The sequence below is a fragment of the Acinetobacter lwoffii genome, from assembly GCF_049367455.1.
Classification (GTDB): domain Bacteria; phylum Pseudomonadota; class Gammaproteobacteria; order Pseudomonadales; family Moraxellaceae; genus Acinetobacter; species Acinetobacter lwoffii_W.
The window spans coordinates 516,557-536,279 of sequence record NZ_JBMPXW010000001.1; the positions used below are offsets into that span (position 1 = coordinate 516,557).

The 19,723-nt window shown below is 42.8% G+C and carries 20 protein-coding genes; 9 read left to right on the forward strand and 11 right to left on the reverse strand.

Annotation, left to right across the window (positions count from 1 at the left end):
• Positions 1 to 72: 72 nt before the first annotated feature.
• From adk to ACO1B7_RS02610, 3 genes are all read right to left on the reverse strand, one after another.
• Positions 73 to 732 carry an adenylate kinase gene (gene adk, locus ACO1B7_RS02600; protein ID WP_005262314.1) on the reverse strand — a complete coding sequence of 220 codons (660 nt, stop codon included), beginning with the start codon at positions 730 to 732 and terminating at the stop codon, positions 73 to 75.
• A 75-nt stretch (positions 733 to 807) separates the two neighbouring features.
• Positions 808 to 2,124, reverse strand: coding sequence for a DUF445 domain-containing protein (locus tag ACO1B7_RS02605; protein ID WP_423089796.1), 1,317 nt, complete (start codon positions 2,122 to 2,124; stop codon positions 808 to 810).
• A gap of 65 nt (positions 2,125 to 2,189) precedes the next feature.
• Complete coding sequence (locus ACO1B7_RS02610; protein ID WP_004279486.1) at positions 2,190 to 2,708, reverse strand: hypothetical protein; 519 nt, start codon at positions 2,706 to 2,708, stop codon at positions 2,190 to 2,192.
• A gap of 238 nt (positions 2,709 to 2,946) precedes the next feature.
• On the opposite strand from ACO1B7_RS02610, the gene mrdA reads away from it, so the two are divergent.
• Positions 2,947 to 4,998 (forward strand): penicillin-binding protein 2, encoded by a 2,052-nt coding sequence (gene mrdA / locus ACO1B7_RS02615; protein ID WP_338840951.1) that lies wholly within the window; start codon positions 2,947 to 2,949, stop codon positions 4,996 to 4,998.
• A gap of 2 nt (positions 4,999 to 5,000) precedes the next feature.
• Complete coding sequence (gene rsmD / locus ACO1B7_RS02620) at positions 5,001 to 5,558, forward strand: 16S rRNA (guanine(966)-N(2))-methyltransferase RsmD (RefSeq protein WP_129716777.1); 558 nt, start codon at positions 5,001 to 5,003, stop codon at positions 5,556 to 5,558.
• 87 nt (positions 5,559 to 5,645) lie between these two features.
• Here the strand turns inward: rsmD and ACO1B7_RS02625 are convergent, their stop codons facing one another.
• Positions 5,646 to 5,858 (reverse strand): hypothetical protein, encoded by a 213-nt coding sequence (locus ACO1B7_RS02625; RefSeq protein ID WP_005104632.1) that lies wholly within the window; start codon positions 5,856 to 5,858, stop codon positions 5,646 to 5,648.
• 246 nt (positions 5,859 to 6,104) lie between these two features.
• On the opposite strand from ACO1B7_RS02625, the gene ACO1B7_RS02630 reads away from it, so the two are divergent.
• The 3 genes from ACO1B7_RS02630 (at position 6,105) to ACO1B7_RS02640 (ending at position 8,162) form a co-directional block, all read left to right on the forward strand.
• The gene (locus ACO1B7_RS02630) at positions 6,105 to 6,839 is read left to right on the forward strand and encodes a sulfite exporter TauE/SafE family protein (RefSeq protein ID WP_071850603.1); all 735 of its coding nucleotides are present in this window, start codon (positions 6,105 to 6,107) and stop codon (positions 6,837 to 6,839) included.
• A 100-nt stretch (positions 6,840 to 6,939) separates the two neighbouring features.
• Positions 6,940 to 7,701, forward strand: a complete 762-nt coding sequence (locus tag ACO1B7_RS02635; RefSeq protein WP_071850602.1) for a 3-oxoacyl-ACP reductase — start codon at positions 6,940 to 6,942, stop codon at positions 7,699 to 7,701.
• A gap of 134 nt (positions 7,702 to 7,835) precedes the next feature.
• Positions 7,836 to 8,162 (forward strand): hypothetical protein, encoded by a 327-nt coding sequence (locus ACO1B7_RS02640; protein WP_071850601.1) that lies wholly within the window; start codon positions 7,836 to 7,838, stop codon positions 8,160 to 8,162.
• 71 nt (positions 8,163 to 8,233) lie between these two features.
• Here ACO1B7_RS02640 and ACO1B7_RS02645 read toward each other — a convergent pair whose 3' ends face one another.
• Positions 8,234 to 8,782 (reverse strand): 1-acyl-sn-glycerol-3-phosphate acyltransferase, encoded by a 549-nt coding sequence (locus ACO1B7_RS02645; RefSeq protein WP_171501406.1) that lies wholly within the window; start codon positions 8,780 to 8,782, stop codon positions 8,234 to 8,236.
• A 362-nt stretch (positions 8,783 to 9,144) separates the two neighbouring features.
• Between ACO1B7_RS02645 and ACO1B7_RS02650 the strand changes: the two genes are divergently transcribed.
• Entirely contained in the window at positions 9,145 to 10,311 is a 1,167-nt protein-coding gene (locus ACO1B7_RS02650) for a hypothetical protein (protein WP_423089797.1), read from the forward strand.
• A gap of 38 nt (positions 10,312 to 10,349) precedes the next feature.
• Here the strand turns inward: ACO1B7_RS02650 and ACO1B7_RS02655 are convergent, their stop codons facing one another.
• The gene (locus ACO1B7_RS02655) at positions 10,350 to 11,504 is read right to left on the reverse strand and encodes a LuxR C-terminal-related transcriptional regulator (protein ID WP_338840949.1); all 1,155 of its coding nucleotides are present in this window, start codon (positions 11,502 to 11,504) and stop codon (positions 10,350 to 10,352) included.
• Between the two features lie 227 nt (positions 11,505 to 11,731).
• On the opposite strand from ACO1B7_RS02655, the gene ACO1B7_RS02660 reads away from it, so the two are divergent.
• Positions 11,732 to 12,226: a copper resistance protein NlpE gene (locus ACO1B7_RS02660; RefSeq protein ID WP_423089798.1), complete on the forward strand. Its 495-nt coding sequence runs from the start codon at positions 11,732 to 11,734 to the stop codon at positions 12,224 to 12,226.
• 66 nt (positions 12,227 to 12,292) lie between these two features.
• Here the strand turns inward: ACO1B7_RS02660 and groL are convergent, their stop codons facing one another.
• From groL to ACO1B7_RS02680, 4 genes are all read right to left on the reverse strand, one after another.
• Positions 12,293 to 13,927 carry a chaperonin GroEL gene (groL, locus tag ACO1B7_RS02665; protein WP_004279474.1) on the reverse strand — a complete coding sequence of 545 codons (1,635 nt, stop codon included), beginning with the start codon at positions 13,925 to 13,927 and terminating at the stop codon, positions 12,293 to 12,295.
• A gap of 69 nt (positions 13,928 to 13,996) precedes the next feature.
• Positions 13,997 to 14,287, reverse strand: a complete 291-nt coding sequence (locus ACO1B7_RS02670) for a co-chaperone GroES (RefSeq protein WP_004646315.1) — start codon at positions 14,285 to 14,287, stop codon at positions 13,997 to 13,999.
• A 168-nt stretch (positions 14,288 to 14,455) separates the two neighbouring features.
• A complete protein-coding gene (locus ACO1B7_RS02675) occupies positions 14,456 to 15,232 on the reverse strand; it encodes a metallophosphoesterase family protein (RefSeq protein ID WP_004279472.1) in 777 nt (258 codons plus the stop codon).
• The gene (locus ACO1B7_RS02680) at positions 15,213 to 16,151 is read right to left on the reverse strand and encodes a diacylglycerol/lipid kinase family protein (RefSeq protein ID WP_004279471.1); all 939 of its coding nucleotides are present in this window, start codon (positions 16,149 to 16,151) and stop codon (positions 15,213 to 15,215) included. Before ACO1B7_RS02680 ends, ACO1B7_RS02675 begins: the two co-directional genes overlap by 20 nt.
• Before the next feature lie 417 nt (positions 16,152 to 16,568).
• Between ACO1B7_RS02680 and ACO1B7_RS02685 the strand changes: the two genes are divergently transcribed.
• Together ACO1B7_RS02685 and ACO1B7_RS02690 are read left to right on the forward strand one after the other, a co-directional pair.
• The gene (locus ACO1B7_RS02685; RefSeq protein ID WP_423089799.1) at positions 16,569 to 18,404 is read left to right on the forward strand and encodes a phosphoenolpyruvate carboxykinase (GTP); all 1,836 of its coding nucleotides are present in this window, start codon (positions 16,569 to 16,571) and stop codon (positions 18,402 to 18,404) included.
• A gap of 127 nt (positions 18,405 to 18,531) precedes the next feature.
• The gene (locus ACO1B7_RS02690; RefSeq protein ID WP_004279469.1) at positions 18,532 to 18,954 is read left to right on the forward strand and encodes a hypothetical protein; all 423 of its coding nucleotides are present in this window, start codon (positions 18,532 to 18,534) and stop codon (positions 18,952 to 18,954) included.
• Positions 18,955 to 19,027: 73 nt separating this feature from the next.
• Here ACO1B7_RS02690 and ACO1B7_RS02695 read toward each other — a convergent pair whose 3' ends face one another.
• Positions 19,028 to 19,696: a class I SAM-dependent methyltransferase gene (locus ACO1B7_RS02695; RefSeq protein ID WP_004279468.1), complete on the reverse strand. Its 669-nt coding sequence runs from the start codon at positions 19,694 to 19,696 to the stop codon at positions 19,028 to 19,030.
• Between the last annotated feature and the right edge of the window lie 27 nt (positions 19,697 to 19,723).

Consider the following 19,723-nt stretch of genomic DNA (forward strand, 5'->3'; position numbering starts at 1 on the left):
TTCAAATACGCAATAAAAAAGAGCCCTAATATGACTTAGGGCTCTCCGATTGTCAAAATCATCGTCAGCCGATTATTTTGCCTGATCCAGAATCGCGAAAAGATCAGTTTGAACTTCATCGATTGGACGTAAACCATTTAGCTTGTCATAAGTTGGTGCATTTTCACCAGACGCTGCACGGCCTTGGTAGAAACCAACCAGTTGCTCGGTTTCAGTATGGTAAGAACCTAGACGCTTACGAATGGTTGCTTCCTGGTCATCAGGACGTTGAACCAGATCTTCACCCGTTTCGTCATCTTTACCTTCCACTTTTGGCGGGTTGTAAACGATGTGATAGACACGGCCAGATGCAGGATGCTGACGACGGCCAGAAAGACGTTGTACGATTTCTTCATCTGGTACATCAATTTCAATCACGTGATCAATAGTGATGCCTTCATTTTCCAAAGCTTCTGCTTGAGGAATAGTACGCGGGAAACCATCAAAAATGCAGCCATTTACACAGTCAGGTTGCGCAATACGCTCTTTTACCAGACCAATGATCAACTCATCAGAAACCAAACCGCCATTGTCCATGACACTTTTAGCTTGTAGACCTAATTCAGTTCCTTCACGAATTGCAGCACGGAGCATATCACCGGTTGAAATTTGTGGGATATTGTAGCGCTTACAGATCAACTGAGCTTGTGTACCTTTACCTGCTCCAGGTGGTCCGAGTAAGATAATGCGCATATATAAACATCCTCATTTAAACAATATGTATGACGCCACGACCACAATCACCCGATTGTGTCCCCCGGCATCTCATTATAAGAAAGCCACAAACAAATGGATTAAACCCGCGACAAAACCGGTTACCCCACCCAATAAAATCAGAATCCATTCATCTTCCTGAAATGCAGGACGTAAAAGATTCTGAAACTCCTTCGGAGTCAACTCACGTATGCGGTCTCTAAACATTTGATAGATTTTCTGTGCACGGCTCGCATTAAATGCTGGGTCGCATACAGGTACCATCGTAATTTCAATCGAGCGATCGATCAAGTCCGTCTTGAGTTTTGCATACTCTTTTGGTCCTAAAGACAGCTGTAAAGAGGTCCGAACCAGGGGTGTTTCCATAATTTCATTAATATGACGTTTGATAATGCGGCGGGTTTTGTCTTTTCTGCCACCATACATCATCTCGGTCATGATCGATTTTAACGTAATCAGGTCTTCTGTGACTACACTTGCGAAGACGTCAGAGACTTCATCCTGACGTTTCATAAATGCGCCTTGTATGTTATAGGTGCCGATACGAGGAATCACCGGCTTAATCCACGGAAACTTGCGATTTGTGGTACGGGCAAAGAATTGCGGGTACTTTACTGGGTGTGGATAGAGTGGGTTGAATACCATCCAGATCGCGATCCAGTTGGTCAAAAAGCCCCAGATCGCAGCCCAGAACGGTACAGTCCAGTGCCACGGCACTACAAACCAGACAATCATCTGGAAAATCCCAAAGAACATCCCGATGAGGGCACTGATATGCCAGATAAAATTGATCTCTTTTTGACCCACCTTCAGGAACATACGCACCATCAAGCGACGGTCGCCTTCCATCTGGCTCACTACCATTTCACGCATATCTACAAGTGACTCGACGTTCATGGTCAGCTCAGTCACTAATTCACGCAAAATTGCCGGCATTTGTTTTTGTGCTTGTGCATAAATTCTGCGCTTAATAGCAAAAGGTAGGTTTTCCCAGAGCACCGCATTGCGATCCATCATCACTTCATCAATCAGATGTTCCAGTTCGAAACCGACCTGCTCGCCAATGATCTGTGCCATATCATCCGGATCCATCGCCTGTAAAAATTCGCGGATAGAGCCTAATTTTGACAGTGTGTTATCGGTAATAATGCCTGAAATACGTCCAGCTTTGCGTGGCACAATCCCTTGCCAGCCCACAGGTAAAGGCCCGAGATGGAAACCCCAAAAATTGATCGGATAAAAGACCATTTTCAGCGCCATCCAGACGTGAGCCCAGGTTACAAATGCAGTCACTGGAATAATGCTGAGCACGGCCCAAAAATCCGGGCGGTTTACAAAGGTTTGCCACAACTCGTTGACGTACTCAAGCATGCATAACTTCCATATTTAATTTTTTGTTCACAGAATACACATATTAATAAGGTCGAATATTTTGTCTATAAACCGATACTTAAAGTATAGGAAAATTGTAGCCGGGGTTCTGTTTCAGCCACAGCACGACCATTTCGGTCTTCGAGTTTCTCTCCGGCACCGATCCCGATACTAAAACTGCTGATCCGTTCTGAACTAAGCAAAACATAGGCCAAATCAACGCCAGCACCTAAACGGCCTTCATACTCGCCATCAACCTGTTTGCTGTCGATATGACCGGCATAAACCCCGACATAATAACCATTTTTGTCTTTGCCGGTGAGATGTGCAGGATAACGAAAGCCTGCCTGACCGCCAATCGTACGATCATCATCCAGAAAAACACCACCTTTCACATAAGCAATCCCATAAGGGTTCACCCATTCGGTATTTAAATGCAGTAATTTCTGGGTAAAACCAACACCCACATTAAAGGCTTTTGCCTGAGCAGGCTCTATTTTGGTTGCAGTATTATTAATCTGATCATGTGCATAAGCCCCGTTCGCCCACAATGCAAACGCTAACAAAGGGTAAACCTTGTTCATTCCTTCACCATCTTCCTTAATTATAGTTTTTGGTATAGTCCTATTTTTATTAGATTTTACTCTAGCAGAATTATCACAACTCTTATATACAGCACTTTACAATTTTAATGTCTGCAAAGTCAAAGCTTAAAGGAACTGATTGTAAGGGCAGTTTTTCATTATCAAATCAAGTGCAGTTGCGTTAGAATACTCCACTTTGATTCTTTTCTACCACTCTCAGGTCTTAAGTCGATCGCGTATGAAGCAGCACTTTCCTTTAAAAAACGCACAACAAGAAAAGCGCATCTATCGCAGTCGAGTCTTGATTTCCATGGGGATTGTCATTTTCTTTATGCTGCTGCTGGTCAGCCGCTATGCCTATTTGCAACTGTTTAACTTTGAAAGCTTTACTACAGCTTCTGATGAAAACCGGATTCGTCTGCAACCCTTGCCTCCAGCGCGCGGTTATATTTATGACCGTAACGGCGTTCTGCTGGCCGATAATTACCCAGTATTTACTGCCACTTTAAGTCGTGCTGATGTACAGGATATCGATCAAACGCTCGAACGCCTGAAACCGATTCTGGAACTGACCGAAGAAGATCTTGAACGCTTTCAAACCCGGATTAAAACAGCACGTAAGACCGAACGGGTTTCGATCAAGCTCAACCTGAATGAAAATGATATTGCCCGTTTTAGTGAAGTTAAATATCAATTTCCGGGCGTGAATATTGAAACCCAGATGACTCGCTATTATCCGCATGGCGATCTGTTCGCACATGTGATTGGTTATGTCGGTCGTATTAATGACAAAGAACTGAAAGCCATTGATAAAGATCTCTATGCCGGAACCAACCTGATCGGAAAAATCGGGGTAGAAAAATCTTATGAAGAACTTTTACATGGTGTGCCGGGAAATGAATCGGTAGAAGCAGATGCCTTTGGTAATGTGCTGCGTCATTTGGGCCGTAAAGATCCGGTACGTGGTAATGATCTGTTCCTGTCACTGGATTACGGCTTGCAGGTAGTCGCTTCGGAGCAACTGGCCGGGCGTCGTGGCGCGATTGTGGCGATGAATCCCAAAACCGGGGAAATTCTGGCGCTGGTCTCCAGTCCAAGTTTTAACCCTAACCTGTTTGTGACCGGGATCAGCACCAAAGATTATTCGTTCCTGCGTGATAACCTTGATCAACCTTTATATAACCGTGCCGTACAAGGGGTTTATCCGCCTGGCTCTACTATTAAACCAATGTTTGCACTCGGTGGTCTGCATCATGGTTTGGTGGACTGGGATACCACTATTTCTGATCCGGGTTATTTCAGCCTGCCGGGAGACAGTCACCGTTTCCGTGACCATAAAAAATCCGGGCATGGCGCAGTGAATATGCATAAGGCCCAAGTCGTCTCCTGTGATACTTATTTCTATGTCATGTCCTACCGCATGGGTATTGAAAAAATGAATACCTGGATGCGTCAGTTTGGCTTTGGGGAAAAAACCGGGGTGGACTTACCAAGTGAAAGCTCAGGACTGTATCCAAACCCGGAATGGAAAATGCGTACCCGCAAGGCCAAATGGTCACGTGGTGAAACCATTTCTGTCAGTATTGGTCAGGGTGCTTTTACTTCAACGCCATTGCAGCTGGCTATGGCCACAGCCATTACCGCCAACCATGGCAATAAAGTCATTCCCCATGTTCTGCGCGAAAGTCGCGGTGTCAAACCGTTCAAGGTGCATAATGGCACGCATGGCAAGATCGATTTTAATGGTCAGGAAGAAGACTGGATCAAGATGCGTGATGCGATGGTGGACGTAATTCAATCCGGTACAGGCCGAGGCATCAAAAGCGGCTTACAATATTCTATTGCCGGAAAAACCGGTACGGCGCAGGTAAAAAGTATTGCTCAGGGCAAGCGCTATAATGAATCCTTATTGACTGACCGTCAGCTGGATCATGGCCTGTTTGTCGGTTTTGCACCTGCTGAAAATCCTGAAATCGCGATTGCAGTTATTCTGGAAAATGGTCGCGGTGGTAGTGCCGCAACGGCTCTGGCCCGTCCAATTTTTGATTACTGGTTACTGCATAAAGATAAAAATCCGGTACGCCCACAAGGCCACCAATTAAGTGGTGGTCTGATGACGGCCGGAATCAAGCCAGCTGAATTACCAAGTGGTGCAGGTATGTTAAGTCAAGATGCAGCATCTAGTGCCGTTCCAGCCAGTGACCAGCCCGAAACGACTGCTCCGAGTTCTGCAAATACGACTGCATCTCCCGCAGCAACACCTGCTCCGACACCGGTAGAGCGAGATTAAAGATGAAAAACCAGCTTCGAATTATTGGTGGTGACTGGAAACGCCGCCAACTGCCTTTTTCCAGCATTGAGGGTTTGCGCCCGACGCCTGACCGTGTTCGGGAAACACTGTTTAACTGGCTGATGTGGGATGTACAAAATGCACAGGTGTTGGATATTTGTGCTGGCTCTGGGGCATTGGCGTTTGAGGCATTATCGCGTGGTGCTGCATCAGTGGTGATGATTGAACCGGATCGTACTCAGGCACAATTTCTGACCCAAAATCTGGAACTTTTAAAAGTCACCAAAGCACGTGCGCAATTAAAAGTGGCTACGGCGCAGCAAGCTTTGTCTACCCTTCAGGCACAGTTTGATCTGGTTTTTCTGGATCCGCCATATAGTTTAGATTTATGGGAAGAACTCGCGCTAAAGGCAGATCCTCTGATCAAGGACAATGCCTATATTTATGTAGAAGCAGACCGTGATTTAAAATTGCTTAAATTGCCATCCTCATGGCACTTAATTAAAAATACCAAAGCCGGTACAGTTCGTGCCGGGCTTTATCAAAAAAGTATTTCTTGATTTAAATTGTTTTGAAGAGGCATTAAAAAAGGATTCCTCTGTGGAATCCTTTTTGTCATTGTAGTCAGTCAAATTTAAAGACTGTGATTAACGATCACGGCGCCAGTCGCGGTTATCTCGGTCACGTTTCCAATCCCGATGATCTTTATGGTCCTTATTTTTCCAGTCATGATCTCTGTGGTCTCGATCATAATGTCCATTACGATCTCTGTTGCCACGATAATCATCATCCCAAGGATCAACCACACAACCGGTTAATGACACAGCCAATACAGAAAGTAATATCACTTTTTTCATCATGTCCATCACCTCTTACTGCACTCTGTCAGTATCAGGCGAGTTCATGGAGAGTGAACGGAGCCATTGTTGCACTCTTGTAGAGATTTATGCATGTTTTATGCATGGCCGTAAACCTCTTTTTTCTTAATTAGCATGCATGCTTTTATGAGAATTTGAACTTTCATTTGCATAAATCCAGCTAAATGGAAGCTTGGCTTTTGTTTAAATCTTGAGAATACTGCTGCCTTTGCTTATGACCTGATCTTTATGACTTGGCTGTTATTTATTCTTGGTGCAATGGTCGCAGGTTTTGTCCAGGGGCTGACCGGCTTTGCCTTTGCCCTGATCGCCATGTCTTTCTGGGTCTGGGTGCTGCCTCCGCAACTGGCCGCGCCCTTGCTGGTATTTGCCTCGATCTGGAGTCATGTGATTTCACTCAGTCAGGAAAAAAAGCAGCTAGTTTTATCCAGGCAGTTGGTGCTGCCTTATCTGATTGCTGGTCTGATTGGCGTGCCGCTGGGTACTTATCTGTTGCAGATCATTCAAGCAGATACCTTTAAGATGATCTTGGGATTTTTTCTGGTACTGTGGTGTCCGGTGATGCTATTCAATCCGCAATTCAAAACAATTCAGCATTCAGGAAAATTGACTGATAGCTGCATCGGTTTTATTGGCGGAATTTTAGGAGGACTGGGCGGTTTTTGCGGTGCCATTCCTTCGGCCTGGGTGATGTTAAAACAATTACCCAAAACCCAGCAGCGCTATATTTTACGGCACTTTAATTTTGCAATTCAGCTTTTCACGCTGGGTACTTATGTATGGCAAGGCCTGATCAATCAAAGCCATTTACCCTATATGGCCTTGCTGATTGTTTTTGTGAGTATTCCGGCAATTTTAGGCGCAAAGCTATTTTATAAAATTTCAGAATTACTGTTTAAACGCGTGATCTTAAGTTTACTCTTGAGCGCAGGCTGTTTTCTATTAGCGCCCCAATTCATTTAAGCACAAGATCAAGCCGAATCTGTCTTCCCCCCGCCAAAGCTTGAATCCGGTGAAATAACTGCTATGTTAAGGCCAATCTTTCACAATATAGATCATCATTATGCAAATTCGTGATCAGATTGTTCTTGTTACGGGCGGTGCGCGTGGTTTGGGTTTGGCCATTACTCAAGCTTTACTGGCTGAGGGTGCGCGCGTGGTCGTCAATTATCATAGCAGTCAGCAGCAAGCTGAACAGCTGGCCCAGCAACATCCAGACCAAGTCTTTATTTATCAGGCAGATGTGACCCAAGTTGATCAGGTACGCGCGTTATTTGCCGCGGCTAAAACCCATTTCGGTGAAGCAATTCATGCTGTAGTCAATAATGCACTGATTCAATTTGAATTTAATGGCGATGCACGCCCTAAAGTAGAAACGCTGACTTGGGAAATGTTGCAACGGCAATTTAGCGGTGCAGTACAGGCTGCCTTAAATACCACACAAGCCGCTCTGGATGATATGAAACAGGCAGGGTTTGGCCGGATCGTGAATATTGGTACAAACCTGGTGCAAAATCCGGTGGTTCCTTATCATGACTATACCACCGCCAAAGCTGCATTATTGGCCTTTACCCGCACCACGGCGCAGGACTTGGGACAATATGGCATCAATGTGAATATGCTCTCTGGTGGCCTGTTACAAACCACGGATGCCAGTAAGGCCACACCTGACATTGTCTTTGACCTGATTGCTCAATCGACGCCTTTACGCCGCGTGATTACACCCGAAGAATTCGCTGCTGCAATCCTGATGTTTTTGTCACCTTATTCACGTGCTGTCACAGGACAAAACCTAATTGTAGATGGCGGCTTGGTTAAAGGTTAGATGTTTAGAGAATGGACTTGGATTTTCAAATTCTGTTGTTCTATTTTTTAACCATTTGGTAGATTAAAAAGGTTTTGTGACCGGGTTTTACTTCTACAATAGTGCGCTCCCATAAAACCTTTAGTCTACTTTCCATGAAATTTATCACGACATTGCTCAGTACCTTGCTACTAGCAGGTTGTATGTCCAGCGATTTGAAGAAGTCCGAACAATTACTGCAAAATTTCCATTGTGCCAAGGTAGATACCGCCCAAATGCCACATAGCAGTATGACCGACTATTATCAGCAGATGTTGTATAGCAGCAAATCCAAAGTCGAATCTTATATCAAACAGTATCATCAGGGTGAAGAGTTATTTGACCTGCCATTGCATGAAGTGGTGGAACAGCAATATGATCTGTATAAAGATGCCTGCCAAAATCTGGGTGGAATTTTGCCGACTTCTGAACATGCCTCTTAAGTCTGTCAATCTTCATGATGATTAGGCAATAAAAAAGCAGGAGAATTTTCCTGCTTTTTTTCAACTCAATTTTAATTCTGATAATAGCGCTGATCTACACTAAAGCATTCAGGGAATTTTGGTTGAATCTCTGCATAAAATGCCATGATTTCTGCCATATCTTTTTCATAATCCCCTGTCGGATAAACGATTTTACCTACGCCAGTTTTCTTCTTGGCATAGTCCATATAGGCCAATGCAATCGGCACACCGGCACTAATCGCTACATGATAAAAACCTGTCTTCCACTGTTCCTGTTTGGCACGAGTTGCTTCTGGCGTGACCAGCATGACCAGTTTAGGATGAGTCTTGAATAAGTCTGTCATCAGCTGAACCATGCTCGGACGAGGCTCACCCGGCTGTTTAGGACGGCGATCAATCCCGATACCGCCCATAGCACGCACAAAAGGCCCAAGTGGCAATTTCATGTAACTGTCTTTAATGGTTAAGCGAACATTTACGCCCAATGCTTTTAAGGCCAGTCGCGCATACAATGCATCCCAATTACTGGTATGAGGAGCAGCAATCATGACACATTGGTCTAAATCTAGGGGCCAATGGTTATCAATTTCCCAACCCATCAGGTTCAGGCTTTGTTCTGCTAACTTCTCAAACACGTCACGCACCAATTCTATTCAAAATTGTGCGAATTTTAGCAACCTAGGCAAATATAGATAGTGCTCTATGAGCAATAAATAAACAATTAATCTATATTTGTATAATTGGAATTTTTAAATGAATAGTTGATTATTTTTTCCACCTTAAACTTATCTCATACATCAATTTACGGATAGTTCAGATTGCTTTCCAATATCAATAGAAATTTCTTTCTAATTTAAAGGATCCATGCATTAAAAAGCTCTTGACCTCCTAATTTTGGGATATGGCAAAAACGAGGGTCTTTTTATACTGAATCCACATTATAAATTTCAGGAAGATTCTAATGAAAAAGACTTTACTTTGTATTGCTTTAGCGGGGTTACTTAGTGCCTGCGGCGGTTCGGATGATAATGCCAGTACACCTCCAGCAAACAATGTTGGCACCCAAACCGGCGTACTGACGGACGGAATCATTTCAGGGGTGACCTATATCACCAGTAGTGGTGCAACAGGAGTTACCAACGAAAAAGGAGAATTTAAATTTAATGATGATGAAAAAGTAAAATTCTTTATTGGGGGTGTACAACTCGGTGATGAAATTGAAGCAAAGGAGCGTATCACACCATTAGATTTAGTCGAAAGTGAAAATGCGCGTATCAACCTTATGGTTTTTTTACAATCCTTAGATGGAAAAGGTGATCATAGCGATGGCATTCAGATTAGTGATGACACTAAAACAGCCTTCACTGCTGTAAAGCTTAATTTTAACCAAAGTACCACCGAATTCATAAATGAAGTTGTCACCAAAACAGCCATCACACCAGATCAGTTGATAACATCAGAAAAAGCTTCAGAAAACTTCCAAGCGACCTTCTACAAAGATATTGCCGGTACGTGGGAGATTAACCGTACCGATAACACTGCTGTGTTGATTCACATTCTGGAAGATGGACGCTATGCACTAGGTGAAGCAGAAGCAAAAGATGAGAGTGGTCAAGCAGGCATTGAAATGGGCCGCTTAAAATGGAATGCAACAACAACCGTGATTGAACCGGAAATCCTACATGACACCAATGGTGAATGGGGACTTTCACATCCTGCCGAGAATAAACCTTATTCTTTAAACTTTAATGGAACTCAATTAATTCTTACTGAACCAGGCGTTAATGCTGAATACCGTTTAAATCGAGTTAAGCAGTCTAATAGTCTCGTCGGCACGTGGCGACTCAATGAAACACATCTATTTGCTTTCTTTGATAACAACTATTATTTCTTCCTAGACACTGAAGGTGGAGATGACTGTGGTTGGCCAGGGATTGAATATGGCAAATATACATTGTCAGCAAATACTCTCACCACAACCGAGGTATTATTCGATACCAACGAGTGTGGTGGATTACAAGATAGTTCAAATGGCAGTAAGACAATTGCAAGCATCAATATATCTAACAACAATCTTATCTTACATCCGCAAGGTGAAGATCCTGTAACCTTACAACGTGTTAAATAATCCACATAAACCGACTTGAATATGAAATTCAGGCCGGTTTAATCAATATGTTCAAATTGAATGGTACAACCCATCAATAAATGCATCAGTTCGATTTGCGAACAACATTGGGTTTTTTCATAAATATTTTTAAAATACGTCCGTACCGAACTCAGCGTAATGCCACACTGTTCTGCAATATCTTCTATTTTATAACCATTAATTAACAACTCACATAAATCAAACTCTCGTTTGGAAAGCTGGTAACACTGTTGTAGGTAAGTTCTTGACAGGGAATAATGCTGGTTTTTATCCGTCATAAATAAGGCAATCTGATGCTGAGCAGACTGTAAATGTTGCATATTTCTTAATTTCTTAAAGGGCACCACCGTCAGCATGAATTGTGAGCCTGCCCCATCACTCAACGCCAAGACTCCACCCACTTCAGTCTGAATGGTCGTATCTTCCAGCAAAGCACTTTCTAATAGCTGATCAAAACGTATCTGCTGAGCATAATTGGTTTTTAGACGGTTATGTATATCCAGATCCAGACATGAACTTTGATCAAGCATCTTTTGCGCAACAGGATTGGAATAACTTAAACACAGGTTTTGATCGAGCAGTACAATTCCGGTTTTTAAACTGTCCAATACGGTATACAAGCTTAAATTATCTTGCTGAATCAGGTTGATTTGCCGGTGAATTTGCAAAGCCCGGCGTAAATGAATACTGATACGTCTTAGAAAATCCAGCTCAGGCTGTTCAAAAGGCTGCACCTCAGGAGCACGATGAATACCCAGTACCGCCCAACGATAATTTCCCCGATCCAGCAATACGCCCGCCAGATAAGATACACCGCCAGGCTTTAAACATTTTTCATAGAACACATAGTGATCTGTACCCGGCTGTTCTGCATAGTGCTGACAATTGTGACTCAGTGCATCGCCCATCTCGATCGCATTCCATAAGGGCATATGCAGTTCCATATCAATCACTCTGATACGCTCATCTTGATAAGCGACCAAACTTTCATTCGGGATATTGTGCGTATAAACAAAATCATAGCCTGGATTAAGCTGATCCAGACCGGTAAAAATTGCACTCTTACTTTTAGTATAGCTCACGATATCTTTGATCACGTCCAGCCACAAAGATGGCAATACAGCAGCATCATAAATTTTTGCAATCAAATTATTTTCTTGTTCTAATTTCATTATCCCCTCCGCATTATCATTATTTTCTAATCATAGCGTTCAGAATTAGTTAACGAAACAGCATAAAGTGACTTTAAACTTGGCTAAAAATTCTTAAATCCTACTCACTTATCAATAACTCTGGCCTGATTCACCTAATGAATCAAACTTTAACAAGATTGCCCTATTTATCTGTACTGACTACTTTTAATGTAATTCATAACAAATAATTTAATAGGGTCAAAACAATGAAAAAATTAACGCTTACTGCTGCGATAGCAGTCGTTATTGCAGGAGCTTTAACCGCCTGTTCAAAGCCCAATGATAATGAGCCGACGAATAATAATGCTCAATCCAGCCCAGCCATGATGGAGCAAAATAACGCAGATACCGGTGTGAACCGTGCTGATAGCGCAGAAACCTCACTAGATTGGGCAGGTGAATATGAAGGTGTTTTTCCTTGTGCTGACTGTGAAGGGATTAAGGTCGAGTTAGATCTCAATCCGGATAAAACTTATGAGCTAAATGAGGAATTTTTAGGTAAAGCTGGAAATAATGAGACCGAAACTAAAGGCAGTTTCAGTTTTGACCCTCAAGATCCTTCAATCATCACATTAGATAACAAAGCTAAAAACCGTAAATTCTTTGTTGGTGAAAATTTTATTGAAGCACGCGAGATGAAATCAGGTAAAAAAATCGACAGTAATTTAAATTATAAATTAGTTAAAAAGTCCGCATCATAATTTTGTAAACGCATAAAAAAATCCCCGCTATTGCGGGGATTTTTTATGAAATGCTCGGATGATGAATTACATCATGCCGCCCATACCACCCATGCCACCCATATCAGGCATTGCAGGTTTGTCTTCTGGGATTTCAGTGATCATGCATTCAGTGGTCAGCATCAAGCCAGCAACAGAAGCGGCGTGCTCAAGTGCAGAACGCGTTACTTTAGCAGGGTCAAGAATACCCATTTCCAGCATATCGCCATATTCGCCAGTTGCAGCATTATAACCGAAGTTACCTTCGCCATTCTTCACAGCGTTGATCACTACAGAAGGCTCATCACCTGCGTTAGATACGATTTGACGAAGCGGTGCTTCAATCGCACGACGAAGAATGTTGATACCGACGTTTTGGTCATCATTCGCGCCTGTTACGCCTTCAAGTGCAGATGCAGCACGTACTAGTGCAACACCACCACCCGCAACGACACCTTCTTCAACTGCAGCGCGAGTCGCATGAAGCGCGTCATCTACACGGTCTTTTTTCTCTTTCATTGCAACTTCAGTTGCAGCACCGATTTTGATGACAGCAACACCGCCAGCAAGTTTCGCTACACGCTCTTGAAGTTTTTCTTTGTCATATTCTGAAGTAGATTCTTCGATCTGTGCACGGATTTGCTGTACACGGTCAGCGATTTGGCCAGCATTACCAGCACCATCTACAATTACAGTATTTTCTTTAGATACAGTTACTTTATGTGCTGTACCCAAGTGATCAAGCGTCGTTTGATCCAGCTGCATGCCGATTTCTTCAGAAATCACAGTACCGCCAGTCAAGATCGCGATGTCTTGAAGCATAGCTTTACGACGATCACCAAAACCAGGTGCTTTCACCGCACATACTTTGATAATACCGCGCATGTTGTTGACAACAAGCGTCGCAAGCGCTTCGCCTTCAACATCTTCAGAAATGATTAAAAGCGGTTTGCCAGTTTTAGCAACAGCTTCAAGTACTGTAATCAATTCACGAATATTGCTGATTTTTTTATCAACAAGAAGAATGAATGGATTTTCAAGTTCAGCTGTTAAAGTATCTTGCTTGTTCGCGAAGTACGGAGAAATATAACCGCGGTCGAACTGCATACCTTCAACTACGTCAAGCGAATCTTCAAAGCCTGAACCTTCTTCAACCGTGATCACGCCTTCTTTGCCCACTTTTTCCATTGCTTGCGCAATCAGCTGACCTACAGTCGTATCAGAGTTAGCAGAGATCGAACCTACTTGTTCAATCGCTTTAGAGTCTGATGCTGGTTTTGCAGTTGCCTTGATGTTTTCAACTACAGAACGTACCGCAATATCGATACCGCGTTTCAAGTCCATTGGGTTCATACCCGCTGTTACTGACTTGATGCCTTCATTCAAAATTGCTTGTGCCAATACAGTTGCAGTCGTTGTACCATCACCTGCGATATCGTTAGTTTTTGAAGAAACTTCACGAACCAGTTGAGCACCCATGTTCTCGAACTTGTCTTTCAGCGTAATTTCTTTGGCAACAGTGACACCATCTTTAGTGATGTGCGGTGCACCAAAAGAACGGTCGATAACAACATTACGGCCCTTAGGACCCAAAGTAACCTTTACTGCATCTGCAAGGGTGTTTACACCAGCAATCATTTTTGAACGAGCTGAATCACCAAATTTTACGTCTTTAGCTGACATATTTGACTCCGAATATTGTTGTATCTTTACAAAATCTGATTTGGAACGAATAAAACTTTTTAGCGCAGATTAAGCTTCTAATACCGCTAAAATGTCAGATTCTTTCATGATTAAAAGCTCTTCGCCGTTTACTTTTACAGTAGTACCTGCATAAGTACCGAACAATACTTTGTCGCCAACTTTTACGTCTAACGCGCGTACGCCATTGTCAGTGATTTGACCATTACCAACTGCAATGATTTCACCTTGAGCAGGTTTTTCAGCAGCCGAACCTGGAAGTAAAATGCCTCCAGCTGTTTTAGTTTCTTCTTCAACACGACGAATAACAACGCGGTCATGTAATGGACGAATGTTGCTCATAAATAACTCCATCAGACTAAGTCTTTTTTAGGTCACTGATGACGACTTAATTATTCCATGGGTCATCATCAAAAATTTTTGATGTCACTTTTATGGAGATGGAATAAAACGCTTCAAGGGCAAAAATGAAAAAAAATTGGTTTTTTTTAACGAATCATAGGTTTTCGTCTATTTATTCGGCAGATCAGCTTTCAACATAAAGGCTTGCGCCACTTCATCGAACAAATATTGAGAAATTTTTCCTGTGGCATCAATCAGATTAAAGCTGTTGGGTTCATTTTTATGCAAACGATTTGACGCAGAAGTCCCCGCATGTACATCATATACAGGATGATCCATCCCCAATCCAAACATCTGGTTCAAATCATAAATCGCCGGTTGATGCAGATGCCCATGCAACACCGCAAACAGACCATGCTCTGCCCAGGCCTCTAAAGCAATTTTAGCCATCAGTGGGCTGTCCTTGAAACCGCGCTTATTTTGAAAAGGCACATAAAAAGGTTGATGGCTGACAATGATTTTTAATTTGGACGCAGGCGCCTGAGCCAGTTGCAAATCAATGCGCTGAATCTGCTCAAGCGATAAATGCCCTTTGGTATGATACCGGCGTCGAATCGAATTCACTCCAATCAGATAAAAATTTTCAGTTTCAAAGATTGGCTCCAATTCACCAAAAAAAATCTGGTAACGGGTAAATGGATTGAAAAGCCGATTCCATAAATGATAGAGCGGAATATCATGATTCCCTGGGATCACCATATAAGGCGTATTGAGCTGATCTAAAAATTTTTTGCAGGCAAAGAATTGACCCAAACGTGCGCGCTGAGTCAGGTCACCACTGATGACGACGGCTTCAAGTGGATGGGTCTGACAGAAATGCCGAATCGCTTCTAAACACTCCGGCTTCTCTGTTCCAAAATGCAGATCAGACAGATGCAGGATCATGTGGCACCATTACGTTTAGGCTATCTTTTAATACAGAAATATTGAGTGGCGGGGCCATTTCCACAATTTCCCCATCAATCGCTACCATCAGTTTCTTGGCTCGGGATTCGATTCGAACTTGATCGGCTGCAAAACTATAAACATCCGATGCCTGGTCAATCTTGCCACGAATCAGCTGATACACTAGCTTAAATAAAGTAAGCTTATCACTTTTAGAAACTACAACTCCCGCCACTTTGCCTTTTTCAGCCGCTTCTGCAATGCGCATTTTCATATCCGCCAGTTGCAAGGGATTATTGCCAAAAAAAATCAGTGGTGTTTTTACCGGATATTTCTTTTGATCCACCCAGATTTTTAGTTTTAATTCTTTACGGTCGCGAATTAAAACATCCAGTGCAGAAGTATAGGCATGTAGCGGTAAGCGACCAAAAATACGATTATAGTCTTCACGTTTTTTAATAAATAAAGGATATAGACCTAAACTGGCATTATTCAGATAAATTTCCTGATTGATCCGAGCAACATTCATACGTTGTGGCTGTCCTGTCACAATCACTTTTGCCGCTTCAAGCAAATCCAGCGGAATCCCCAATAATCTCGCCACATAGTTAAAAGTCCCTAAAGGCAAAATACCGACAGGAATTTGCGTATTCAACACATGTTTGGCGACTGTATTTAAAGTGCCATCTCCGCCTGCCGCAACGATGATTCCTGACTCGCTAGATGCCAAATGCTGTTCAAGCACCTCAACCATAATTTTATCAAATTGCTGTGAATCATTGATTTCATAAGCTTTAGTTTGATAACCCTGCGCTGAAAATATATCGATCAGCTGTTCATAAATGCCTTCTGGCCCCTGTATGCGAAAACCAGCTTTGTGATTAAAAATCAGCGATAAGGGTTTAGATTGATTAGACATTTTTCGCGCAATTTCATTGAAGCCTATTGGCATTTTGTCCAATTCATAGACAATTAACAGTGGCTTTATGTAAAATTCAAATGGCAACCATTTATTTAATCAATAATGAATATTAGAGATCTTATAAAATTAAGATAATGATTTTAATATTAATTTTTAAAATAAATACCATTCATCATTTAAATAAATAGAATCAATAATTCAAATATTTAGTTTTATCTTGTTGTTTTACTTATATTTATAAATAAAATAGCATTATATTCCAAAAGAAATCTAGCACTTCTTTGGTCTTATTTTTTTTATCATTTTATGCTTTAATACAGCCACTTTTTTTCATATTTCATCTGGGCGATATTTTTTATTGCTCGGATTGTACTTTGTACATCTAATTTGTACACATTTGAGATAGGCCTCACCATGACCCAAGTGAACGCACCAGAATTCGTTCGTCACCCTAAGCTTATTGCTTGGGTGGAAGAGATTGCTAAATTAACAAAACCAGCAAAAATTGAATGGTGTGACGGTAGCGCAGAAGAATATCAACGTTATATCGACTTGATGATCGCTAACGGCACAATGCAAGCGCTGAATCAAGAAACTCATCCTGGTTCTTATCTTGCAAATTCTGATCCGTCTGACGTAGCACGTGTTGAAGATCGTACTTACATCTGTTCTGAAAACAAAGACGATGCTGGCGCGACCAACAACTGGGAAGCACCTGCTGTCATGCGCGAAAAATTGAACGGTTTATTTGACGGTTCAATGGCAGGTCGTACACTTTATGTGGTTCCATTCTCAATGGGTCCATTGGGTTCTCATATCGCTCATATCGGTATCGAGTTAACTGACTCTCCTTACGTTGCAGTAAGCATGTCTAAAATGGCTCGCATGGGTAAAGCTGTTTATGACGTTCTTGGTACTGACGGTGAATACGTTCCTTGCGTACACACTGTAGGTGCTCCGCTTGCGAACGGCGAAAAAGATGTTGCATGGCCTTGCAACAAAGAAAAATACATCGTGCATTACCCAGAAACGCGTGAGATCTGGTCTTATGGTTCTGGTTATGGCGGTAACGCATTGTTGGGTAAAAAATGCCTAGCATTACGTATTGCATCATTCATGGGTCGTCAACAAGGCTGGTTAGCTGAACACATGCTGATCCTTGGCGTGACCAATCCACAAGGCGAAAAACACTACATCGCAGCTGCATTCCCATCTGCATGTGGTAAAACAAACTTCGCTATGTTGATTCCACCAGCAGGCTATGAAGGCTGGAAGATTGAAACTGTAGGTGACGATATTGCTTGGATCAAACCAGGTGAAGACGGTCGCTTATATGCAATCAACCCTGAAGCTGGCTTCTTCGGTGTAGCGCCTGGTACCAACACCAAGACCAACCCGAACTGTATGGCAACCATGCACAAAGACGTGATTTATACAAACGTCGCTGTGACTGACAACGGTGAAGTATGGTGGGAAGGTCTGACTAAAGAAGCGCCTGCCAACCTGACTAACTGGAAAGGTCAACCACACACTGGCGAAGAAAAAGCAGCGCATCCAAATGCTCGTTTCACAGTTGCAGCTGGTCAATGCCCTTCTATTGACGCTGACTGGGAAAATCCAGCTGGCGTGCCAATTTCTGCGTTCATCTTCGGTGGTCGCCGTGCAGACACTGTGCCTCTAATTTCAGAAGCATTTGACTGGGTTGACGGTGTTTACAAAGCTGCAACGATGGGCTCTGAAACAACTGCTGCTGCTGTTGGTCAACAAGGTGTTGTTCGTCGTGACCCGTTCGCGATGCTTCCATTCGCGGGCTACAACATGGCAGATTACTTCACGCACTGGTTAGAAATGGGTGAGCAAGTAGGTGCGAAAGCTGCTGCTGCTGGCAACAAACTTCCAGGTATCTACAACGTGAACTGGTTCCGTCGTGATGCTGAAGGCAACTTCGTATGGCCTGGTTTCGGTCAAAACATGCGTGTTCTTGAGTGGATCATTGACCGTTGTGAAGGTCGTGCTGATGCTGTTGAAACACCAATCGGCCTAGTTCCTACTTACGAACAGCTGAACTGGACTGGTTCTGACTTCACTAAAGAACAGTTTGACCTAGTAACTTCTCAAGACAAAGATCAATGGATCAAAGAGCTTGAAAGCCATACTGAATTGTTCGATAAGCTAGGTGAGCGTTTACCGGAAGCGTTAAAAACTCGTCAAGCAGAACTTATTGCTGCGGTTAATCTGCTTAATTGCTGATTTAATTAAAAAAGGTCGCGTAAGCGGCCTTTTTTATTGGCTGTTTAAACAATTGATCACAATTGACCAGAGCAGCAGTTTAAGCAAAATATGGCATACTTAAGCCAAGACTTCAGGAACTATAAATATGAAAAGAACAACAGTAATTTTGGCTATGGCTGCGAGCAGTTTCGTACTGAGTGCATGTCAGACCACACCCCATCAATTCAATGGACAAAGTGGCTATGAAATTCTGGAACGTTCAGGCAATACAGCAACCTTGAGCTACACCCTCTCAGGACGACCAAGCCAGGATGAAAATCGCTTGCAAGCCGCTTGCAGACACGTATTAGGAAATTCCAAAACTTACAACATCCAGATTTTAAGCACCAATGAAATTTCCAATCCAACTGCGGAACAGGAAAACTATGGCCGCCAACTGGGTAATAGCCGCACGCAAATCAGCTTGAGCAATACGCCTGATTTACATAATAGCGAGAACCCGGGTGCACGCGAAGCTTTAGAAGCCCGCCCTACGGCCATGCGGGTTATTCGTTATACCTGTTCTTAATATCTGATACTTAGTTACTTAATCAGAGTAAGACAATCAAAAAGGGCCTAGTGCCCTTTTTAATTTTTTAAATTTAACGTGTTTTATAGAAACTGACATTACGAAATTCGGGCGATTCATCCAAATCCGGCCAGGTCGTCGCACTACGCTCATCCAGTTTTTCATATTGAGGATGACTAAAGTTTTTTACCCGACTGTCTGCAACCCACACCTCAGGTGCAAATTTTAAAAACTCATCCAGGAAGAAACGGTTACATTGATCATAGAGCACATCTGCGGCTAATAAAATATCCACCTTCTCTGCCTTATATAGGTCATCCAGATATTCAAGCTCGACATCATTTAGCTCTGCATTGGCACGACAGGCATCTAGACTAACTTGATCGATATCACAGCAGATCACACGTTTTGCACCTGCCATTTTCGCCGCAATGGCAACTACGCCCGATCCCGCCCCAAAATCCAAAACTACTTTGTCTTTAACATGATGCGGCTCTGCCAATAGCCACTGCGCCATCGCCAAGCCTGAGGCCCAGCAAAAGATCCAGTATGGTGTATCATTCCAAATGCGACGAATCACCTCATCATCCAGCTTATCTGTTGGGAATACTGGCGGAATCAGCCACAGGGAAATGGGTGTATCCGGCAATTGCTGTGCATGTAGCTCACAGTGTGGAATCACATCATGCAAGGCTTTTAGTAGATGTTCTGGGGCTTGAGGGAGTCGGAAGGTGCAGCTCATTAGATTTCTTTTAATTAGTATTAATGT

Excerpts from the sequence above, each read along its gene's own strand:
- groL (WP_004279474.1), bottom strand. The coding sequence starts at position 13,927 with ATGTCAGCTAAAGACGTAAAATTTGGTGATTCAGCTCGTTCAAAAATG.
- ACO1B7_RS02675 (WP_004279472.1), bottom strand. The coding sequence starts at position 15,232 with ATGATCCTGCATCTGTCTGATCTGCATTTTGGAACAGAGAAGCCGGAG.
- ACO1B7_RS02625 (WP_005104632.1), bottom strand. The coding sequence starts at position 5,858 with ATGATGAAAAAAGTGATATTACTTTCTGTATTGGCTGTGTCATTAACC.
- ACO1B7_RS02695 (WP_004279468.1), bottom strand. The coding sequence starts at position 19,696 with ATGAGCTGCACCTTCCGACTCCCTCAAGCCCCAGAACATCTACTAAAA.
- ACO1B7_RS02680 (WP_004279471.1), bottom strand. The coding sequence starts at position 16,151 with ATGTCTAATCAATCTAAACCCTTATCGCTGATTTTTAATCACAAAGCT.
- mrdA (WP_338840951.1), top strand. The coding sequence starts at position 2,947 with ATGAAGCAGCACTTTCCTTTAAAAAACGCACAACAAGAAAAGCGCATC.
- ACO1B7_RS02690 (WP_004279469.1), top strand. The coding sequence starts at position 18,532 with ATGAAAAGAACAACAGTAATTTTGGCTATGGCTGCGAGCAGTTTCGTA.
- ACO1B7_RS02670 (WP_004646315.1), bottom strand. The coding sequence starts at position 14,287 with ATGAGCAACATTCGTCCATTACATGACCGCGTTGTTATTCGTCGTGTT.
- ACO1B7_RS02605 (WP_423089796.1), bottom strand. The coding sequence starts at position 2,124 with ATGCTTGAGTACGTCAACGAGTTGTGGCAAACCTTTGTAAACCGCCCG.
- ACO1B7_RS02640 (WP_071850601.1), top strand. The coding sequence starts at position 7,836 with ATGAAATTTATCACGACATTGCTCAGTACCTTGCTACTAGCAGGTTGT.
- ACO1B7_RS02650 (WP_423089797.1), top strand. The coding sequence starts at position 9,145 with ATGAAAAAGACTTTACTTTGTATTGCTTTAGCGGGGTTACTTAGTGCC.
- ACO1B7_RS02630 (WP_071850603.1), top strand. The coding sequence starts at position 6,105 with ATGACTTGGCTGTTATTTATTCTTGGTGCAATGGTCGCAGGTTTTGTC.
- ACO1B7_RS02610 (WP_004279486.1), bottom strand. The coding sequence starts at position 2,708 with ATGAACAAGGTTTACCCTTTGTTAGCGTTTGCATTGTGGGCGAACGGG.
- rsmD (WP_129716777.1), top strand. The coding sequence starts at position 5,001 with ATGAAAAACCAGCTTCGAATTATTGGTGGTGACTGGAAACGCCGCCAA.
- ACO1B7_RS02660 (WP_423089798.1), top strand. The coding sequence starts at position 11,732 with ATGAAAAAATTAACGCTTACTGCTGCGATAGCAGTCGTTATTGCAGGA.
- ACO1B7_RS02685 (WP_423089799.1), top strand. The coding sequence starts at position 16,569 with ATGACCCAAGTGAACGCACCAGAATTCGTTCGTCACCCTAAGCTTATT.
- ACO1B7_RS02635 (WP_071850602.1), top strand. The coding sequence starts at position 6,940 with ATGCAAATTCGTGATCAGATTGTTCTTGTTACGGGCGGTGCGCGTGGT.
- ACO1B7_RS02645 (WP_171501406.1), bottom strand. The coding sequence starts at position 8,782 with ATGGGTTGGGAAATTGATAACCATTGGCCCCTAGATTTAGACCAATGT.
- ACO1B7_RS02655 (WP_338840949.1), bottom strand. The coding sequence starts at position 11,504 with ATGAAATTAGAACAAGAAAATAATTTGATTGCAAAAATTTATGATGCT.
- adk (WP_005262314.1), bottom strand. The coding sequence starts at position 732 with ATGCGCATTATCTTACTCGGACCACCTGGAGCAGGTAAAGGTACACAA.